The sequence below is a fragment of the Dokdonella sp. GW821-FHT11D02 genome, from assembly GCF_058808595.1.
In genome coordinates this window covers 3,401,834-3,415,293 of the sequence record NZ_CM179520.1, presented here as the reverse complement: position 1 = coordinate 3,415,293, position 13,460 = coordinate 3,401,834, and the positions used below count along the sequence as shown (strand labels likewise).

Genomic DNA, 13,460 nt, shown 5'->3' with positions numbered 1-13,460 from the left:
CGGTTCATGGTTTTCCATTAATGATTCGCGAAGCCGGTCCATGCGATGCGCGTTACATCGCATCATGCAGAAATAGACTCTTGCCTGTATCGGTTCAACGAATCGTCTGGGAGAGTAGCGAGGCAGACGCGCGCCGTCTGTGCGAAATCTCGGATAAAATCTGTAAGAGATTTCCTACAAGACGCTATCGAGGAAGTTTCTTGTGCTTGAGGCGAGCTGCGCATGACCCAGAACACCTACGACTTCCGCCAGTTCCAGCGAGAGCTAGCGGCACTAGATAGCAAGAGTGACGCACCAAGCACTTCGAAGCTTGACGTCAAGAATCTGAGCACTGAGGAGCGCCTGGCCCAGGCAAAGGCTGAGTTCCTTGAGCTACGGAAGCGCTACCGTCTAACTGTTGCTCACGTGATCGCGTTCTTTCCCGAGGAGGAGGGCGTCGCCTACCTGCAAGGGCTAATTGCGGAGGAGGAGGGGAGGCCGAAACGCGTCCGGTCCAAAATCTAACTGCCCAGCAACGGACGAGTGCGGAATACGACTGTTCAATAGGATAGAAATTACCTAGTCGAATCCGGCGCGAAAGATGTAATCGTTGTCGAGCCGCCAGATTTGTAATCCTGACCCTGAGCCAATGATATCTATGCGGTGATCGCCATCGAGGTCCATGGCGGCGATCGAATTGAAGTCACCGATCCCATGATCACTCGTCGCGACGATTTCCCCATCGGTGTATCGCTGTACCGTTATAATTCCAGAGCGGCCCGTCGCGAACATCAACGCATCGTCGGGTGCCTGCGCGAATAGTGCGATAGCCCACGGAAAGGGCAAGCCGGACAGCTCAAACGTCTTCTCTGGTTCCATAGCGAGACCGTCGTAGACGGCCACCTTGCTGTTGATAATCAATGTATTGTCCAATGTCGCTAGCTTAGCTTTGCGGCCAGCGCCGCGACTAAGCAATGAGAATGTGTGCGCGGTGTGATTCATGACTACGCCGGTACCTGCTTCAGGCGTCAGCACCGTCACGTCCGCGCCATAGGAAACGACGACTTCGAGCTTGCCGTCCCCGTCCAAGTCGGCGATTTCGAGTTTCCTCACCCGCGCGCCGCGAAAAGTTGGGAGCGGCATGGATTGCCACAGCAAAGCACCCGTCGCGTAGTCAACGATTTCGACACACATCGATTCGACGCTCGTACCAACCGCTCCGCGGGGCAGCGCGCCGGCGACGACGAGTTGGCGTTCAGCACGGTCGAGGACTGGCCACAGTGCAATGCGTTGGGGATCGGCACTCGACACGAACGTACGTGAAGACAGGAGTGCGCCGCTGCCGTCAAACGTCCAAAGCAATCGTTTCAAGGGCACATCTTCTGAGCTGGGGCGTTCCTCCCCAGCTATAACAACTGCATCGGGGTAGCCGTCCAGTGGCAGTGCGGCGATGGCCCGCTGCCGAAATCGCGCGGGCCAGGTTTCGTTGTAACCAGGCAGCCACGCCAAGGGAGAGCCGCCCTCGTCGGTAAGCGTCACGCTATTGAGAAACCCTAATGAACCGAGGTGAGGTACGGTGTCTGTTGCGCTCGTTAGATACGCGAACGACGAGGATCCGTTGGGGCGTTTCACTGTCGTCCAGTCAATGACGTGCGACTGCATACCGTCGGAATGCCATCGAGGGGCTTCGAAGGGCGGCATAGACATTGCGACTACGCCGGAATCGGAGCGCCCGTCTGCCCAAGCGATTTCACTGGCCCCATCGCCGTCAAGATCGACTGCGGTCGGAGACACGATCGATCCAATATCGAAAGGAGCGAGGCTCGTGTTTAGTTCCCACAGCAGTGCGCCGGACACTATGTCGACCGCTCGCAGAATTTCGTCGGTATCCCTATACAGTGCGTCGACGCGACCGTCGCCATTCGCATCGGCAAAAAGTGGCGTTGGATTGAGGCCATCGATGGGCACTAATCGCAGTGAGGGTTTTGGTGCGAACGTCGCGAGCCAAGTTTCCCAGCTATTGGTGTCGGTCAAGGCTATCGCCACTTGCCCTTCAAGATCGATCGCGCGCACAAGCATGGGCCCCGGAAGTCCGGCATTCCAGACTTCAGCCAAAGACATCGTGCTGCCGACTCTTGTGACGGTGTAGGCTTTCCCACGTTCGAGTACGATCTCTGCTGGTGAGTCGCCAACGATGTCCGCTACGGCGATAGAGCCAGTCTGGTTTGGAGCTTCCGGCAACGGGATGCTGCCTCGCGATTCGAGCGTTGTGGGGTCTAAGAACACCAATGTTTGGTCGGCAATGGCGACGATTTCGGGAAAGCCGTCGCCATCTACGTCGCCCAGTGCCATAGAAGCGATCTGCAATCTGACAGCCGCCTTGATGCGGGAGGTTGCAGCATCACGCAGTTCGAGTTGATCTCCCCACTTCAGTAGCAAAGCTGGGGCGACACCCGGAACATCGACCAGCAAGGCGCTGGTGAATTCCTCGTTTGAGGGACCTTCCATGCGAGTGACTTCACGATAGCCACGTGGATTTGCATCCTCCTCGACGAGGCTGACATGCGATCGATCTGCGACCAGGAGCTCCTGGCGTCCGTTGCCATTGACGTCCAGTTTTCCAGAGAGAGTTACTGGCGCACCCGTGATGCCTACGCCGCCGCGCAGAAGCGTCAAATCCGTTGCTGCCAACGGCTGGCTGGCGAAGCACAACGAGCCAATGAGAAGCGCGAAGCGCATGGACTTAAGCACAGCATTGATCCCCTAAATGCGCGGCTCGCGCGAGTCGCGAGGGCAGGGCGCAGGATAGCAGTGCACAGGGCTCAACCGAATCTGAGCGTGGACTACGGAGCGATACGAACTCACTGCTGGACTATGCCTAGCTTGGAGTCGGCTGCATCAGCGACTGACTGGCGACGCGAAAAAGTGGACGGACGGACCAGCGTGCAAGGTCACACTCGGATTCCAGGTCACGCCTCAAGGAGAATTTCGGACGCTTGAGCCGAGTGACACGTCACCGACCTGGAGGCGACTCAGCAGCCCAAGGTGAGAGCTCGATGCGAGTGTCCGATGCTACGAACCGAATGGTGATGCCGGAGCCTTTCTGTTTCCAGTAGGCATCACCATTCGTGAACAATTTGGCGAGATCGCCATCGTCAACAAAGTTTGGATCGGGCGTAGCGCTTACAGAAGATTCAACGCCCTGATCGTCAACGCGACGGATGCGTCGGCCACGCAGGGTCGATGTACAGATTGCTGTAGCATTGATTCCGCAGGAAGCTACTAAGCGATGACCGTCGGCTTTATAGACGAAAACATGACTGTTCCAGCCATTCAGACTGCCGCGAATAAGCCCCGCGTCGTCCCGTCCATCGAACTGCACCTTAAGGTCAGGCTCCAGTTTTCGCTCTGATCCACCAACAATGACTCGATCGATGTGCCAGGCCCTGTAGATCGGCGCTGCATCGTCGACACCAGCGGAAACAGCGGTCCACACGAGACAGCCAAGCAACAGCGCAAGCAATCGAATCACTCTGACCCCCGCATAGCTCCGGACCATCTGACTGCTACATCACTTCCCGCAAGCCAGCTCCCCCTCGAGCTTTGCTCGTTCGCTGGCGGATTCGAACTTTGACTTTAAAGCGATGGCCGCATCGGCGATCTGTGCAAAACGTAAGGTGCGGGAAATCCCAACCCGCACCGCCGAGACAACGGGCATCTTGCATTAGCCGCAAATCTCTTCGATTTCCTTCTCGCTGAGTTTCTTTTGCAGCTTAGAGCGAGCCTCTGGGCTGCAAGCTTGAGTCTGCCTCGCTTCCTTGTCTTCAATGATTACGTCGGACTGGCAGCCTGCTGCGATCTTGGCATGCGCATCTTGAATCCCATCCATTTCAAGATCGCCCTCCTCTAGCCGATCTAGGACTCCGATCGACGAGTACCGAAGTCTCTTTGATGCAAGAGCTTTTCTGAAATTTGTATCACTTAAGATCAAACTATCAATTTTTCGTTCCGTGTCGCTGGCAAGAATCAGGCCAGATTGAGGTTCATCATCGAATCGCAGCCGATACCCCCTAGGGGCTCTCGCTCGGATGTACAAGCTCTCGTCAGAGAGCTGAATGCCATACTGGTTCTTGTATATTCCGGTGCATGACGCTTTATCAGTCATCTGGTCGATCGTACGTATAATCTTCCAGTTCCCGGATTTGAAAACTACCGGCGCGCTAGCGAGGCTTTCTGCATCCAGATGCGTGTACTGCATGAGGGCGAAGAGCGCAAAGAGAACCGACCCAGAAACGCGAGAAAATGAACTCATTCTTTAGCCCCCTAAATTGCTGATGTGTCGAGCCGTCCCAAGGATATCCTCCGTGTCGGCCTGGCGCACGTCTGGCGCGCGCAGGCCTCAGGCATTCAGAATGGTGGCTCTTCATGGGTTAGAGCCAAGGACTCATGAGTTGGTCGCATTGACTCTCGTCGTAGCTTGGCAACGGCCATCTCCGCGTACTCGACCTGGCGAACGGTCGACTTCAAATCGCGAGGTGGGTCATCGTTGTCTGGATCGACTTTCTCCCGATACTTCACAAGGCCGGCATCGTCGAACGTCACGCCGTCCATGATGCACTCGCGCGCGCGCTCCATCAGGCTCAGGAGCCGGATCAAGTCGCAGTCTTCCATGCACGACAGGGAAGGGACGTCGAAACATTCCTGGTCGACGAGCCATTGCAGGCCGTATGCGCGCTGCAGGAACAGAATCCGCTTGAGGTGGTTCTCGCGGAAGATTGGGTCTAGCAGCTTCGCGGTGGGCGGAACGACAAGGCGGAGCTTAGGCTTTCCGATTCTTCCTAAGCCCATCCTTGCGTTCAGCACCTGAGCCAGCGCTTCTGCTTCGTCTGGAGTTAGCGGCATCTTCGAGGTTCCTGACCGAGTTGTCGCTCGACGAAGAATCGCGCTTGAGTGCCTCCGTCAGCTTACTTACGGCGAGAAGTTCCTCGGCCGTGAAGGGCTCCGTACGACCCTCGACGCGCGCCAATATTTCTTCGACGGCTTGGTCGATACTGAGGTGGTCAGTTCTCAAATTTTGAGATTCAGCCTCGGTCTGTGACCACGCATCGAATGCAGCTTGGTCGATGAGCACAGATGAACTAACGCCCAGGGCTCGCGCGATCGCCACTACCTCATCGAGCGATGGCTCTCGGACTACGGTTGACTTCTTGGATTCGTAGTTCCCAATGCGGCTCTGCCCGGGGAATCCGGACGCCAGTGCCACGGCCTCCTGAGTGAGGCCCTTCTTCTTTCTAACGGCGCGCAGGCGGTCGGCAAAGCTCATCCCCCGATTCTTCACGAATTGTGATGCCGGTCTAACACGATCTGTGTTGACAGGTGAAATCACGATATGTGATAGTTGATGCATGACCTTGCTACGCGAAGCGATAGAGCGGTGCGGCGGCCCAACCCAGCTCGCCGCTTTCCTTTCTCGCACCGTGCGGCCGATCACTCCGGCCGCAATCGGAAACTGGCTGCTGCCCGATCGCGACATCCCAGCTGAATGGTGCTTGCCGGTCGAACGAGCTACGGACGGCGAGATCACTCGTCACGACCTCCGCCCCGACGTCTTCGGCCCGGTTCCCACCCCCGCGCGGAAGGCGGCGTGAGATGGGCCTCATCGACTCAAGCTGTGGCTGGATCGTAGGGCGGGGGCTCCGCCACTGCATCGAACAGGAGTGCGCCGGCACTGATCCCATCAGGTCTGCGTTTCTGTCGGACGATCTGACCGCCACGCATCGAGCAGCTCTCGCAGCCTCGATTGAGCAGCTCTCGCGATGTGGGGGTGCTTTGCCTGATCCACCACAGACGGATCGAGCGCTCGCTCTAGGCCATTCAGTACGGCCTCGCGATCCGGATGCACTTCCATGAGTGCTGACGCGAATAGGTCGGTTGCGATTTGTCGCGCCTCCATTCGATCGAGTCGCTCGCCGATCAGCGTGAGTGCTTTGGCTGTTATCGCAGCTAGGTTCTTTTCCATCGCGGTCCTCCGGTAGGTGATCTGTGGACGTCAAGCACCCACAGCCTACCGCGACCGCATCCACTTCCGCATTTGTGCCGAGGATGCCTTGCGCGCAAACCGCCTCCTGGCGGCGCGGAGCGAGAAATATGCATCGGTCAGCGTTCCGCCTACTACCGAGACGAGCAACGTCAACGACCAGATCTTCGCGTTCCTGCTCAGCGAATCTGAAAAAAGTGAAGGAATCTCGATGACGCTTACAACGCCAGAGATCAAGAGTGGAATCAGCTGCTCGAACAAGACAAAACGTACAGCGCTTTGGTTCGGCCGTATCCATCTCATAAGCCTTTTGCTGGTCGCATGCATCTTTTGGCTCCCCGGTCAGCTCTGTGCGATCGCATTCCTCGCGGCCCTGACCATCTCGGTCGTATGCAAAACGGCCCAGCTCATCATTTTGGACAGGGTGTCTGCAGCGCGCCATAGGCGCTTCATCGCGGAGCATGACCGTGCTCACTAAGTCCAACATCTTCGCGCAACCCCCTGCGCACGGAATTGCTGCCGGCCGTACCCTCGCAACGGTTGCGGTGCGGCAGCGCTTATCCCCATCGCGCACTTGCGACCACAGGCGCGCGCTTCTCGCTCCGGCCTCAACACTCCTGGCCGGAGCGGGCTTTTCTTCGATTGTGTGCGGCCAGTCCATGAGCCGCACGATCTCATCTACTGAGACTGGTGCGCCATGACTATCGATAGACACGAAACGCGGCCACAAACCATCTTGAGCGCAACGCGGCTCGCGTGGGATTCGAAGACGATCAATCTCTCGGATTTTGCGATGGCGGTCGCAGCAGCATATTTCGCGGCGACGCCGAGCAGTTCCGTCAGTACGAACCTTCGACTTCCTGACGAGTCGAGTGTCGAGGCTTACGAGAAGACGCGCTTGCACAACCGCAAGATCGTTGAGCGCTACATCACAGGCGACGTTCGCGCCTTTCCGTGTGACCTCGAAGAGCCGTGGGTCAATTCGCTGCCCGATCCGTATAGAGCGCAGGCTTTGCGTGAGTTGGCGGCGCGCTATGGATTGCTCGCTGCTCGCGCCCGGAACGCGAGCGAAGCGCTGGTCAGCGTCAGCGAGATTACGACCAAGGCCGGCGGAGTTCTCCAAGCCATGGCTCCGATCATCGCTGACGGAAAGATCGACGAGAAGGACCGGCCGTTTCTCAAGGCCGCCATGCAGAACATCGCGTCGCTGCAGGCAGAGCTTGCGAGCGCGTCGGCACTGCTGGCGGACGCATTGCCCAATGAGCCTGGACTGAGGGCGGTCGCATGACTCTTTACTACGGCCGCGATCTCGACCCCGACGAACTGCGCGAGCAGATGCTCGACACGCTGCGACTGCGCTACATCGGCTGCAAATGTCCAGTAAGGCAGAACGAGCTTTACCACGAGATGCGCGCGCTGACCTCTGGGCGGCATTCAGTACATCACTCAGAGAAGGAGTCGAGGAACCAATGAGCTTCGAAATTCACCCGATCGCCACGATCTTCCCGCCTATGGCGGAATCGGAATTCGGCGCACTCAAGGAAGACATAAAGCAGTACGGTCAGCGTGAGCCGATCTGGCTGTACGAAGGCAAGGTCATCGACGGTCGGCATCGACTTCGCGCCTGCGAAGAACTCGGCATCAATCCTCGAACGGAAAACTATGACGGGTTTGATGCTGTCGCGTTTGTGCTGTCCCTGAACCTGCACCGTCGTCACCTGAACGCTTCGCAGCTTGCCTTCGTTGCGCTGGAAATCGAGCGCGTGGAAGGGGAGCTGGCGAAGAAGCGGCGGGTGCGAAAGCCGGCGGATTCTGTTCCGCAACAAATTGCGGAACAGACGAACATTCAAGACCGCGGCGAAGCCCGCGAGAAAGCTGCTGCTGCCGTGGGCGTCAATCGGCAGTACGTCACCGACGCCAAGCGCATCGAGCGCGAAGCGCCGCACCTTGCCGAAAAAATCAAAGCCGGCGATGCGACGATCACGCAGGCCAAGCGGGAACTAAAGGAGCAGGCCCGCGAGCAGCGACGCGAAGAAAACCGCGTCCTAATTGCGCGGGCGCCTTCACCCGTGGTCGCAGCGAAGACGGCGAAGTACGCCACCATCATCATCGACCCGCCGTGGGATTGGGGCGATGAAGGCGATCAAGACCAGCTTGGCAGGGCGCGTCCTACTTACGGGACGATGAGCCACGCGGAACTGCTTGACCTTCCGGTCGGAGAACTGGCGGACGACGATTGCCATATCTACCTGTGGATCACAAACCGTTCCTTGCCAAAGGGGTTTTCCCTGCTGGAACGCTGGGGGTTCCGCTACGTCACGAACCTGACGTGGTGCAAGCCGTCAATCGGCATGGGCAATTACTTCCGCGGCTCGACGGAGCAGGTTCTGTTCGGCGTGAAGGGTTCGCAGCCGATCAAGCGTAAGGATGTGGGGACGTGGTTCCAGGCCCCACGCGGACCGAAGGGGCACAGCAGCAAGCCGGTGGAATTCTACGAGCTGGTCGAGTCATGCAGCCCTGGCCCGTACTTGGAAATGTTCGCACGCAGCGACCGTAATGACTGGACGCCGTGGGGAGCCGAGATCGATGCAGCCGCGTGAGTACGGTTTCGGTGAGCGGATGGCGATGTCGCAAGGCGTCGCCACGACCGCCGATGTCCGAATCATCCTGCTGGCTGAGATTCCAGGCGCGGTGAACGTGCGGCAGTCAGCGCCGGAGAATGACAAGCAGGGGATCGACTGGTGGGTGGAAATGTCGACCGCACGGCACCTGGCCGTCGACGCAAAGGTGCGGGAAAAGGACTGGGCCGTGTCACACCCGGACGAGGACGACATCGCGCTTGAAACGTGGTCGGTTGTCGAGCAGGGAATTGTTGGATGGACACGTGACGCCAACAAGAAGTGTGACTACGTGCTGTGGCTGTGGAAGGACACCGGACGATTCTGCTTGGTGCCATTCCCGATGCTGTGCCGGGTCTTCATCCAAAAATGGAAGGACTGGTCTCGGGTGTACAAAACGGCGAAACAGCATACCCCACGCGGAGACGGTGGTTATCACAGCGAATGCGTGTTTGTCCCGCGGCGTGAATTGTGGGCTGAAATATATCGGACGTTCGGTGGCGACGTGCGCCTCATGCAGGAGGCCGCGTAATGCCAACACGCATGGTCCGCGATGGAATCTTGACGAGCGAGCCTGTGTGCTCGCTGTCTTGGGCTGAGGAAGTGTTTTACCGCCGGCTCATGTCGGCGGCCGATGACCATGGACGGTTCTATGCGCTGCCGAAGCTACTTCGGTCGGCGTGCTACCCGCTACAGATCGACAAAGTATCCGACTCGGACATTGGGAAGTGGCTGACCGCGCTGGTCGAAGCGGCCCTTGTAAGGGTGTACCCGGCATCGGACGGGAAGAGGTACTTGCAGATCGTGAAGTTCGGGCAGCGCGTGCAAAGCAAGTCCAAGTTTCCAGATCCAATCGCCGGGAGTGACGGATGCGTACAGGTATACACCGTGGAAAACGGTGAACCACCGGAGGTCACCGGAAACAACGGTCTAGTCGGAGGCGTAGTCGAAGACGAAGACGAAGACGTAAAACCCCCTGTAGTCCCCCAAGGGGACGCCCTGGTAGCCGAAGTGCTCAGCGCGTACCACGAGGCGCTGCCTCGCTGCATGCGCGCCACCACGCAAACGCCAAAGCGAGTGAAGCGCATCAAGGTCGCAGACAAGCTTGCATCTACGCTATGCGCTCAGCAGGGCTGGACGTACGACCGTCCACAGTTCTGGTCGGCGTACTTCGGCGAGTGCGCCGCTGATCCTTGGCTTCGCGGAGACGTCCCGAACCCGAAGAACGCGAACTGGAAACAGAACATCGACGTCCTGCTCGCCGAGGATCGGTTCGCTGGAATCATGGACCGCGCCGTCGCTAACCTGCAGGGGGGCGCATGAGCCGCGTAGACGCTGAAGCCGCAGTCTTGGGCGCATGCCTCATTGACCAGCAAGCGTACTGGCGCGTCGCCGACTTGCTCGCGGGAGAAGACTTTTCGAACGGCGAGTATCGCGCGCTGTGGGACGTTATTGCCGATCTTCGTCGCGCCGGCATCGATGCGGACTTCGTGACGGTCGGCGAGAAACGCCCTGACTTGGCGAGACTTGCCTTGGAGCTTTCGAGCAGCACGCCGGGGGCTGCCAATGTCCGCGGCTATGCGAACTGGGTTGTTTCGGCGGCAATCGAGCGGCGCGTCCAGGTTGCAGGCCAGCGCATCACGAAGCTGCGCGGCGATGACGTGCTTGGTGAGGCTCAAAAGATTCTGGCAACCTGCCATCCGCGCAACGTCTCGGCGGTCAAGCCGATTCGCGCCTTCCTGCAGGAAAGCGTCGCGCTAATGCAGCAGCGCTGCGACGCCGAATCCACGATCACTGGCGTCCCGACTTCCCTTGACTGGCTCGACGAGCAGACAGCCGGTTGGCAGCGCACGGATTTGGTAGTGCTGGCCGCACGGCCTAGCGTCGGCAAGACGGCGCTTGCGATTCAGTTCGCAGTGCACGCCGCCAGCCAAGGTCAGCCCGTCTTCTTAGCGAGCCTTGAGCAATCCGGCGCTCAGATTTCGGAGCGCGCCGTCTCGCACATCTCCGGCGTGCCGATGCAGCACATCCTGCAGCCGAAGCGGATGGAGGAACACGAGTGGCCGCGAATCACAGATGCGCACACGCAGATTCGCGACATGCCGCTGATGATCGACGAAACCGGCTCGCTGACGGTGGACGCAATCTGCGCGAGGGCACGGCAGTGCAATGCCGAGAAGCGCCTTGGTCTGATCGTGATCGACTACCTCACGCAGATCCAACCGCCCCGGGCGGAGAAGACAGTCGACGCGATCCAGATCATCACGCGAGCGATCAAGGCGCTGGCGAAAGAGTTGGCGGTGCCCGTGGTCCTGCTCTCACAGTTGAACCGCGACGGCGAGGATCGTCCGACGCTTCGCAACCTCCGCGACTCGGGCGCGATCGAGCAGGACGCGGACATCGTGTTGTTCCTGCACCGACCCGACACGAATCGGCGCGATCTAGTCGAGCTGATTGTTGCGAAGCACCGGAACGGTCCTTGCGACTCGGTGTACCTACACGCGGCGACCGATCGCATGCGCTTCCTGCCGACGGAGGAACGTCCCGCAGCTCCGCAGGCGCCGAAACGCGGTTTCCAAACCTTTCTCGGCAAGAGCGCGTCTGCATGAACATCGAAGACCTTGCCAAGCGAGAGACCGCGAAGCGCGCAGACGAGCGGGAGCGCAATCGCGCGCTGATGAAGGCATGGAACCCCGAGTTCTACCAATTGGCCGAAGACCTGAAAAAGGCCGGCATGTTGGGGAAGCTCGTCATGCTCAACGTGGAACAAAAGGAGGCGGCGTGAGCCAGAAATTCGTTCTGCACGCTGGCGACGCGGATCGTGAGCGTGTCACTTCGAACTGCACTGAGTTTCTCCGCCGCTTGCCATCATTGAAGTCTTGGCAGATCGAAGTATCCGCCTACGTCAAGCCGCGCAGCAGCCAGCAACGAAAGGCGCTGTTCGCTGCCGCCTACAAGCCGATCATGGAGCACATGGGATTGCGCGGCGAGCAGGACAAAGAAGACCTGCACGCATTCTTTTGCGGAGAGTTTTGGGGCTGGCATCCGACGCTGCGAAACAAGCCGATTCGCACGACGACTCGGAACGAGCGCGGCGAGCGTGAGGTGATCGGAGCCAAGGCTGCGCTCGACTTCTACGCTTTCATCCAACAGCGCGCTGCGGAGCAGGGCATCTACGTTCCTGACCCCGATCCCTTTTGGAAGGAGGCGAAGGCCGCATGAAGAGATCTCCGCTCAAGCGCAAAACTCCGCTGCGCGCACGCACGCGCCTACGCCAGCGGTCGACGAAGATCAGAGCAGCCACGTCGACCGAGCGTAGCCGATGGACTCGCATGCGCGACGTCGGCTGCATCTGCTGCCTGATGAACATCCGACGCATGCGGCTCCTGCCGACGGGCATGGTTGTCGAGATGCACCACCTAAAATCCGGCGATCGACGTCGTGGCCACGCGTTCACTGTCGCGCTCTGCCACTTCCACCACCAGGCGAAGTTCTTGCCACGCGACTACCAAGGCTATCGGTTCCAAGCGGTCGACTTCGGTCCGAGCTTGGAGCGCGAGCCGGCGAAGTTTCACTTCGTATACGGCAGCGACGACGACTTGCTGACGTTTCAGAACAAGCTATTGGAGGAGGGCGCGATGTCCGAGGGGTTGGTGCTCGCATGAAGAAGGAAGTTACCTTCAAACAATCGGAGCTCGACTCGTTGACTGACGAGCAAGTCACTGCTCTCAGGGCAGCGACTCAGCGGCTCGCCACGCAATCCCAGCGGGTCGCACAAGGCTATCAGCGGCAAGTGGCCCGACTCGATAGCACCCTGCAGAAACGCGCCGCGAAGGCGAGGAGGAGCGATTGACCTTGATCCTAGCAATCGATCCCGGCACGTTGCAGTCCGGCTTCGTCCTGTTCGACGGTCGCGTTCTGGAAGCCGGCGTCATCGATAACGACGCGATGCTCGAACGAGTCCTGATAGACCGCAGCGACGCACTGGCGATCGAGAACATTGTGAGCTACGGCAACATCGTCGGAGCAGAGACCTTCCAGACAATTCGCTGGACCGGCCGCTTCCAGCAGGCGTGGTCGTGCCCCAACGAAGTCCGCTTGGTTCCGCGAGCCGAGGTCAAGAAGGCTGTCGGACTGCGCGGCTCTGCGAAAGATCGCGACGTCAACGCCGCATTGCTGGCCATCGTAGGGCCTAAGGGAACCAAGTCCGATCCAGGACCGACCTACGGAGTCACTTCGCACGCGTGGGCGGCTCTCGGCGTTGCCTACGCTGCAATGAAGTTGTTGCAGAAGGAGGCGGCGTGATCAAGTTGGAAGACTTCGACCAGGTACGCCGCGACGCTGCTCTGTGGCACAAGCACAAGGACTTACTCCCCCTGGCGCTTGCGGTACTAAACGCAGCGACTCCACTGCTCCTAAACAAGCTGCGACTACAGGAAGCGATAGCGGCCGCCTGCATTGACTTGGAGCGCAGTGCATGAGCGCGCATGGATTCACTCGATACCGCGCGCTGCAAGCCGCCGTCTCGCGCATCCGGTGTTCGTCGCCACTGCACGATCGCGGCCAGCACTGGCTCATGCCGGAGGCTGCTCTGGTCTGGCAAATCTGGGTCCAGGCGCTGACGGACTGCTTCGGATCCGCAGGTTGTCCGCTGATCTACCGCGACTCGGCAAAAAGAACCGCAATGAAGGGAGTGATCATGAAGCCGGACGGCACGGAGGTGAACGCGTTGGAGTTGTTGGGTATTGACGCGAGCTGGGCATACAAGCAGGTCATCGAGGCGCTGGCGTTCAAGGAGGCTGCGTGAATAGCTGCGTTTGCGGTAT

20 protein-coding genes are annotated in these 13,460 nt (G+C 59.2%); 14 read left to right on the top strand and 6 right to left on the bottom strand.

Translation table 11 applies throughout. The annotated features are described in order from the left end of the window. Positions 1-222: 222 nt before the first annotated feature. Positions 223-504, top strand: coding sequence for a 2-hydroxyacyl-CoA dehydratase (locus AC3QL3_RS14490; protein WP_492894794.1), 282 nt, complete (start codon positions 223-225; stop codon positions 502-504). 54 nt (positions 505-558) lie between these two features. Here AC3QL3_RS14490 and AC3QL3_RS14485 read toward each other — a convergent pair whose 3' ends face one another. The 5 genes from AC3QL3_RS14485 to AC3QL3_RS14465 form a co-directional block, all read right to left on the bottom strand. Further along, positions 559-2,730: a hypothetical protein gene (locus tag AC3QL3_RS14485; RefSeq protein WP_492894792.1), complete on the bottom strand. Its 2,172-nt coding sequence runs from the start codon at positions 2,728-2,730 to the stop codon at positions 559-561. A 262-nt stretch (positions 2,731-2,992) separates the two neighbouring features. Beyond that, positions 2,993-3,511, bottom strand: a complete 519-nt coding sequence (locus tag AC3QL3_RS14480) for a hypothetical protein (RefSeq protein WP_492894790.1) — start codon at positions 3,509-3,511, stop codon at positions 2,993-2,995. A 192-nt stretch (positions 3,512-3,703) separates the two neighbouring features. After that, entirely contained in the window at positions 3,704-4,291 is a 588-nt protein-coding gene (locus AC3QL3_RS14475) for a hypothetical protein (protein WP_492894788.1), read from the bottom strand. Positions 4,292-4,386: 95 nt separating this feature from the next. After that, complete coding sequence (locus AC3QL3_RS14470) at positions 4,387-4,881, bottom strand: hypothetical protein (protein ID WP_492899015.1); 495 nt, start codon at positions 4,879-4,881, stop codon at positions 4,387-4,389. Then, positions 4,799-5,302: a helix-turn-helix domain-containing protein gene (locus AC3QL3_RS14465; protein WP_492894786.1), complete on the bottom strand. Its 504-nt coding sequence runs from the start codon at positions 5,300-5,302 to the stop codon at positions 4,799-4,801. Before AC3QL3_RS14465 ends, AC3QL3_RS14470 begins: the two co-directional genes overlap by 83 nt. A gap of 82 nt (positions 5,303-5,384) precedes the next feature. Between AC3QL3_RS14465 and AC3QL3_RS14460 the strand changes: the two genes are divergently transcribed. After that, complete coding sequence (locus tag AC3QL3_RS14460; RefSeq protein ID WP_492894784.1) at positions 5,385-5,627, top strand: YdaS family helix-turn-helix protein; 243 nt, start codon at positions 5,385-5,387, stop codon at positions 5,625-5,627. Positions 5,628-5,716: 89 nt separating this feature from the next. Here the strand turns inward: AC3QL3_RS14460 and AC3QL3_RS14455 are convergent, their stop codons facing one another. Beyond that, on the bottom strand, positions 5,717-5,998 hold the full coding sequence (locus AC3QL3_RS14455; RefSeq protein ID WP_492894782.1) for a hypothetical protein: 282 nt from the start codon (positions 5,996-5,998) through the stop codon (positions 5,717-5,719). 88 nt (positions 5,999-6,086) lie between these two features. Between AC3QL3_RS14455 and AC3QL3_RS14450 the strand changes: the two genes are divergently transcribed. The 12 genes from AC3QL3_RS14450 (at position 6,087) to AC3QL3_RS14395 (ending at position 13,441) form a co-directional block, all read left to right on the top strand. Next, on the top strand, positions 6,087-6,494 hold the full coding sequence (locus AC3QL3_RS14450; protein ID WP_492894780.1) for a hypothetical protein: 408 nt from the start codon (positions 6,087-6,089) through the stop codon (positions 6,492-6,494). 219 nt (positions 6,495-6,713) lie between these two features. Next, complete coding sequence (locus AC3QL3_RS14445) at positions 6,714-7,304, top strand: DUF8585 domain-containing protein (protein ID WP_492894778.1); 591 nt, start codon at positions 6,714-6,716, stop codon at positions 7,302-7,304. Beyond that, positions 7,301-7,489 (top strand): hypothetical protein, encoded by a 189-nt coding sequence (locus AC3QL3_RS14440; RefSeq protein ID WP_492894776.1) that lies wholly within the window; start codon positions 7,301-7,303, stop codon positions 7,487-7,489. Before AC3QL3_RS14445 ends, AC3QL3_RS14440 begins: the two co-directional genes overlap by 4 nt. Continuing rightward, complete coding sequence (locus tag AC3QL3_RS14435; RefSeq protein WP_492894774.1) at positions 7,486-8,616, top strand: Spo0J and IME4 domain-containing protein; 1,131 nt, start codon at positions 7,486-7,488, stop codon at positions 8,614-8,616. Before AC3QL3_RS14440 ends, AC3QL3_RS14435 begins: the two co-directional genes overlap by 4 nt. Then, complete coding sequence (locus tag AC3QL3_RS14430) at positions 8,603-9,166, top strand: hypothetical protein (RefSeq protein WP_492894772.1); 564 nt, start codon at positions 8,603-8,605, stop codon at positions 9,164-9,166. Before AC3QL3_RS14435 ends, AC3QL3_RS14430 begins: the two co-directional genes overlap by 14 nt. Next, entirely contained in the window at positions 9,166-9,957 is a 792-nt protein-coding gene (locus AC3QL3_RS14425; protein ID WP_492894770.1) for a hypothetical protein, read from the top strand. The genes AC3QL3_RS14430 and AC3QL3_RS14425 overlap by 1 nt, the downstream gene beginning before the upstream one ends. Next, the gene (locus tag AC3QL3_RS14420) at positions 9,954-11,243 is read left to right on the top strand and encodes a replicative DNA helicase (protein WP_492894768.1); all 1,290 of its coding nucleotides are present in this window, start codon (positions 9,954-9,956) and stop codon (positions 11,241-11,243) included. Before AC3QL3_RS14425 ends, AC3QL3_RS14420 begins: the two co-directional genes overlap by 4 nt. Further along, on the top strand, positions 11,240-11,419 hold the full coding sequence (locus AC3QL3_RS14415) for a hypothetical protein (protein WP_492894766.1): 180 nt from the start codon (positions 11,240-11,242) through the stop codon (positions 11,417-11,419). Before AC3QL3_RS14420 ends, AC3QL3_RS14415 begins: the two co-directional genes overlap by 4 nt. Next, positions 11,416-11,856 (top strand): hypothetical protein, encoded by a 441-nt coding sequence (locus tag AC3QL3_RS14410; RefSeq protein WP_492894764.1) that lies wholly within the window; start codon positions 11,416-11,418, stop codon positions 11,854-11,856. Before AC3QL3_RS14415 ends, AC3QL3_RS14410 begins: the two co-directional genes overlap by 4 nt. A gap of 110 nt (positions 11,857-11,966) precedes the next feature. Further along, on the top strand, positions 11,967-12,299 hold the full coding sequence (locus tag AC3QL3_RS14405; RefSeq protein ID WP_492894762.1) for a Ref family recombination enhancement nuclease: 333 nt from the start codon (positions 11,967-11,969) through the stop codon (positions 12,297-12,299). Positions 12,300-12,483: 184 nt separating this feature from the next. After that, positions 12,484-12,939, top strand: coding sequence for a hypothetical protein (locus AC3QL3_RS14400; RefSeq protein WP_492894760.1), 456 nt, complete (start codon positions 12,484-12,486; stop codon positions 12,937-12,939). A gap of 172 nt (positions 12,940-13,111) precedes the next feature. Then, complete coding sequence (locus AC3QL3_RS14395; RefSeq protein WP_492894758.1) at positions 13,112-13,441, top strand: hypothetical protein; 330 nt, start codon at positions 13,112-13,114, stop codon at positions 13,439-13,441. Positions 13,442-13,460 lie beyond the last annotated feature (19 nt).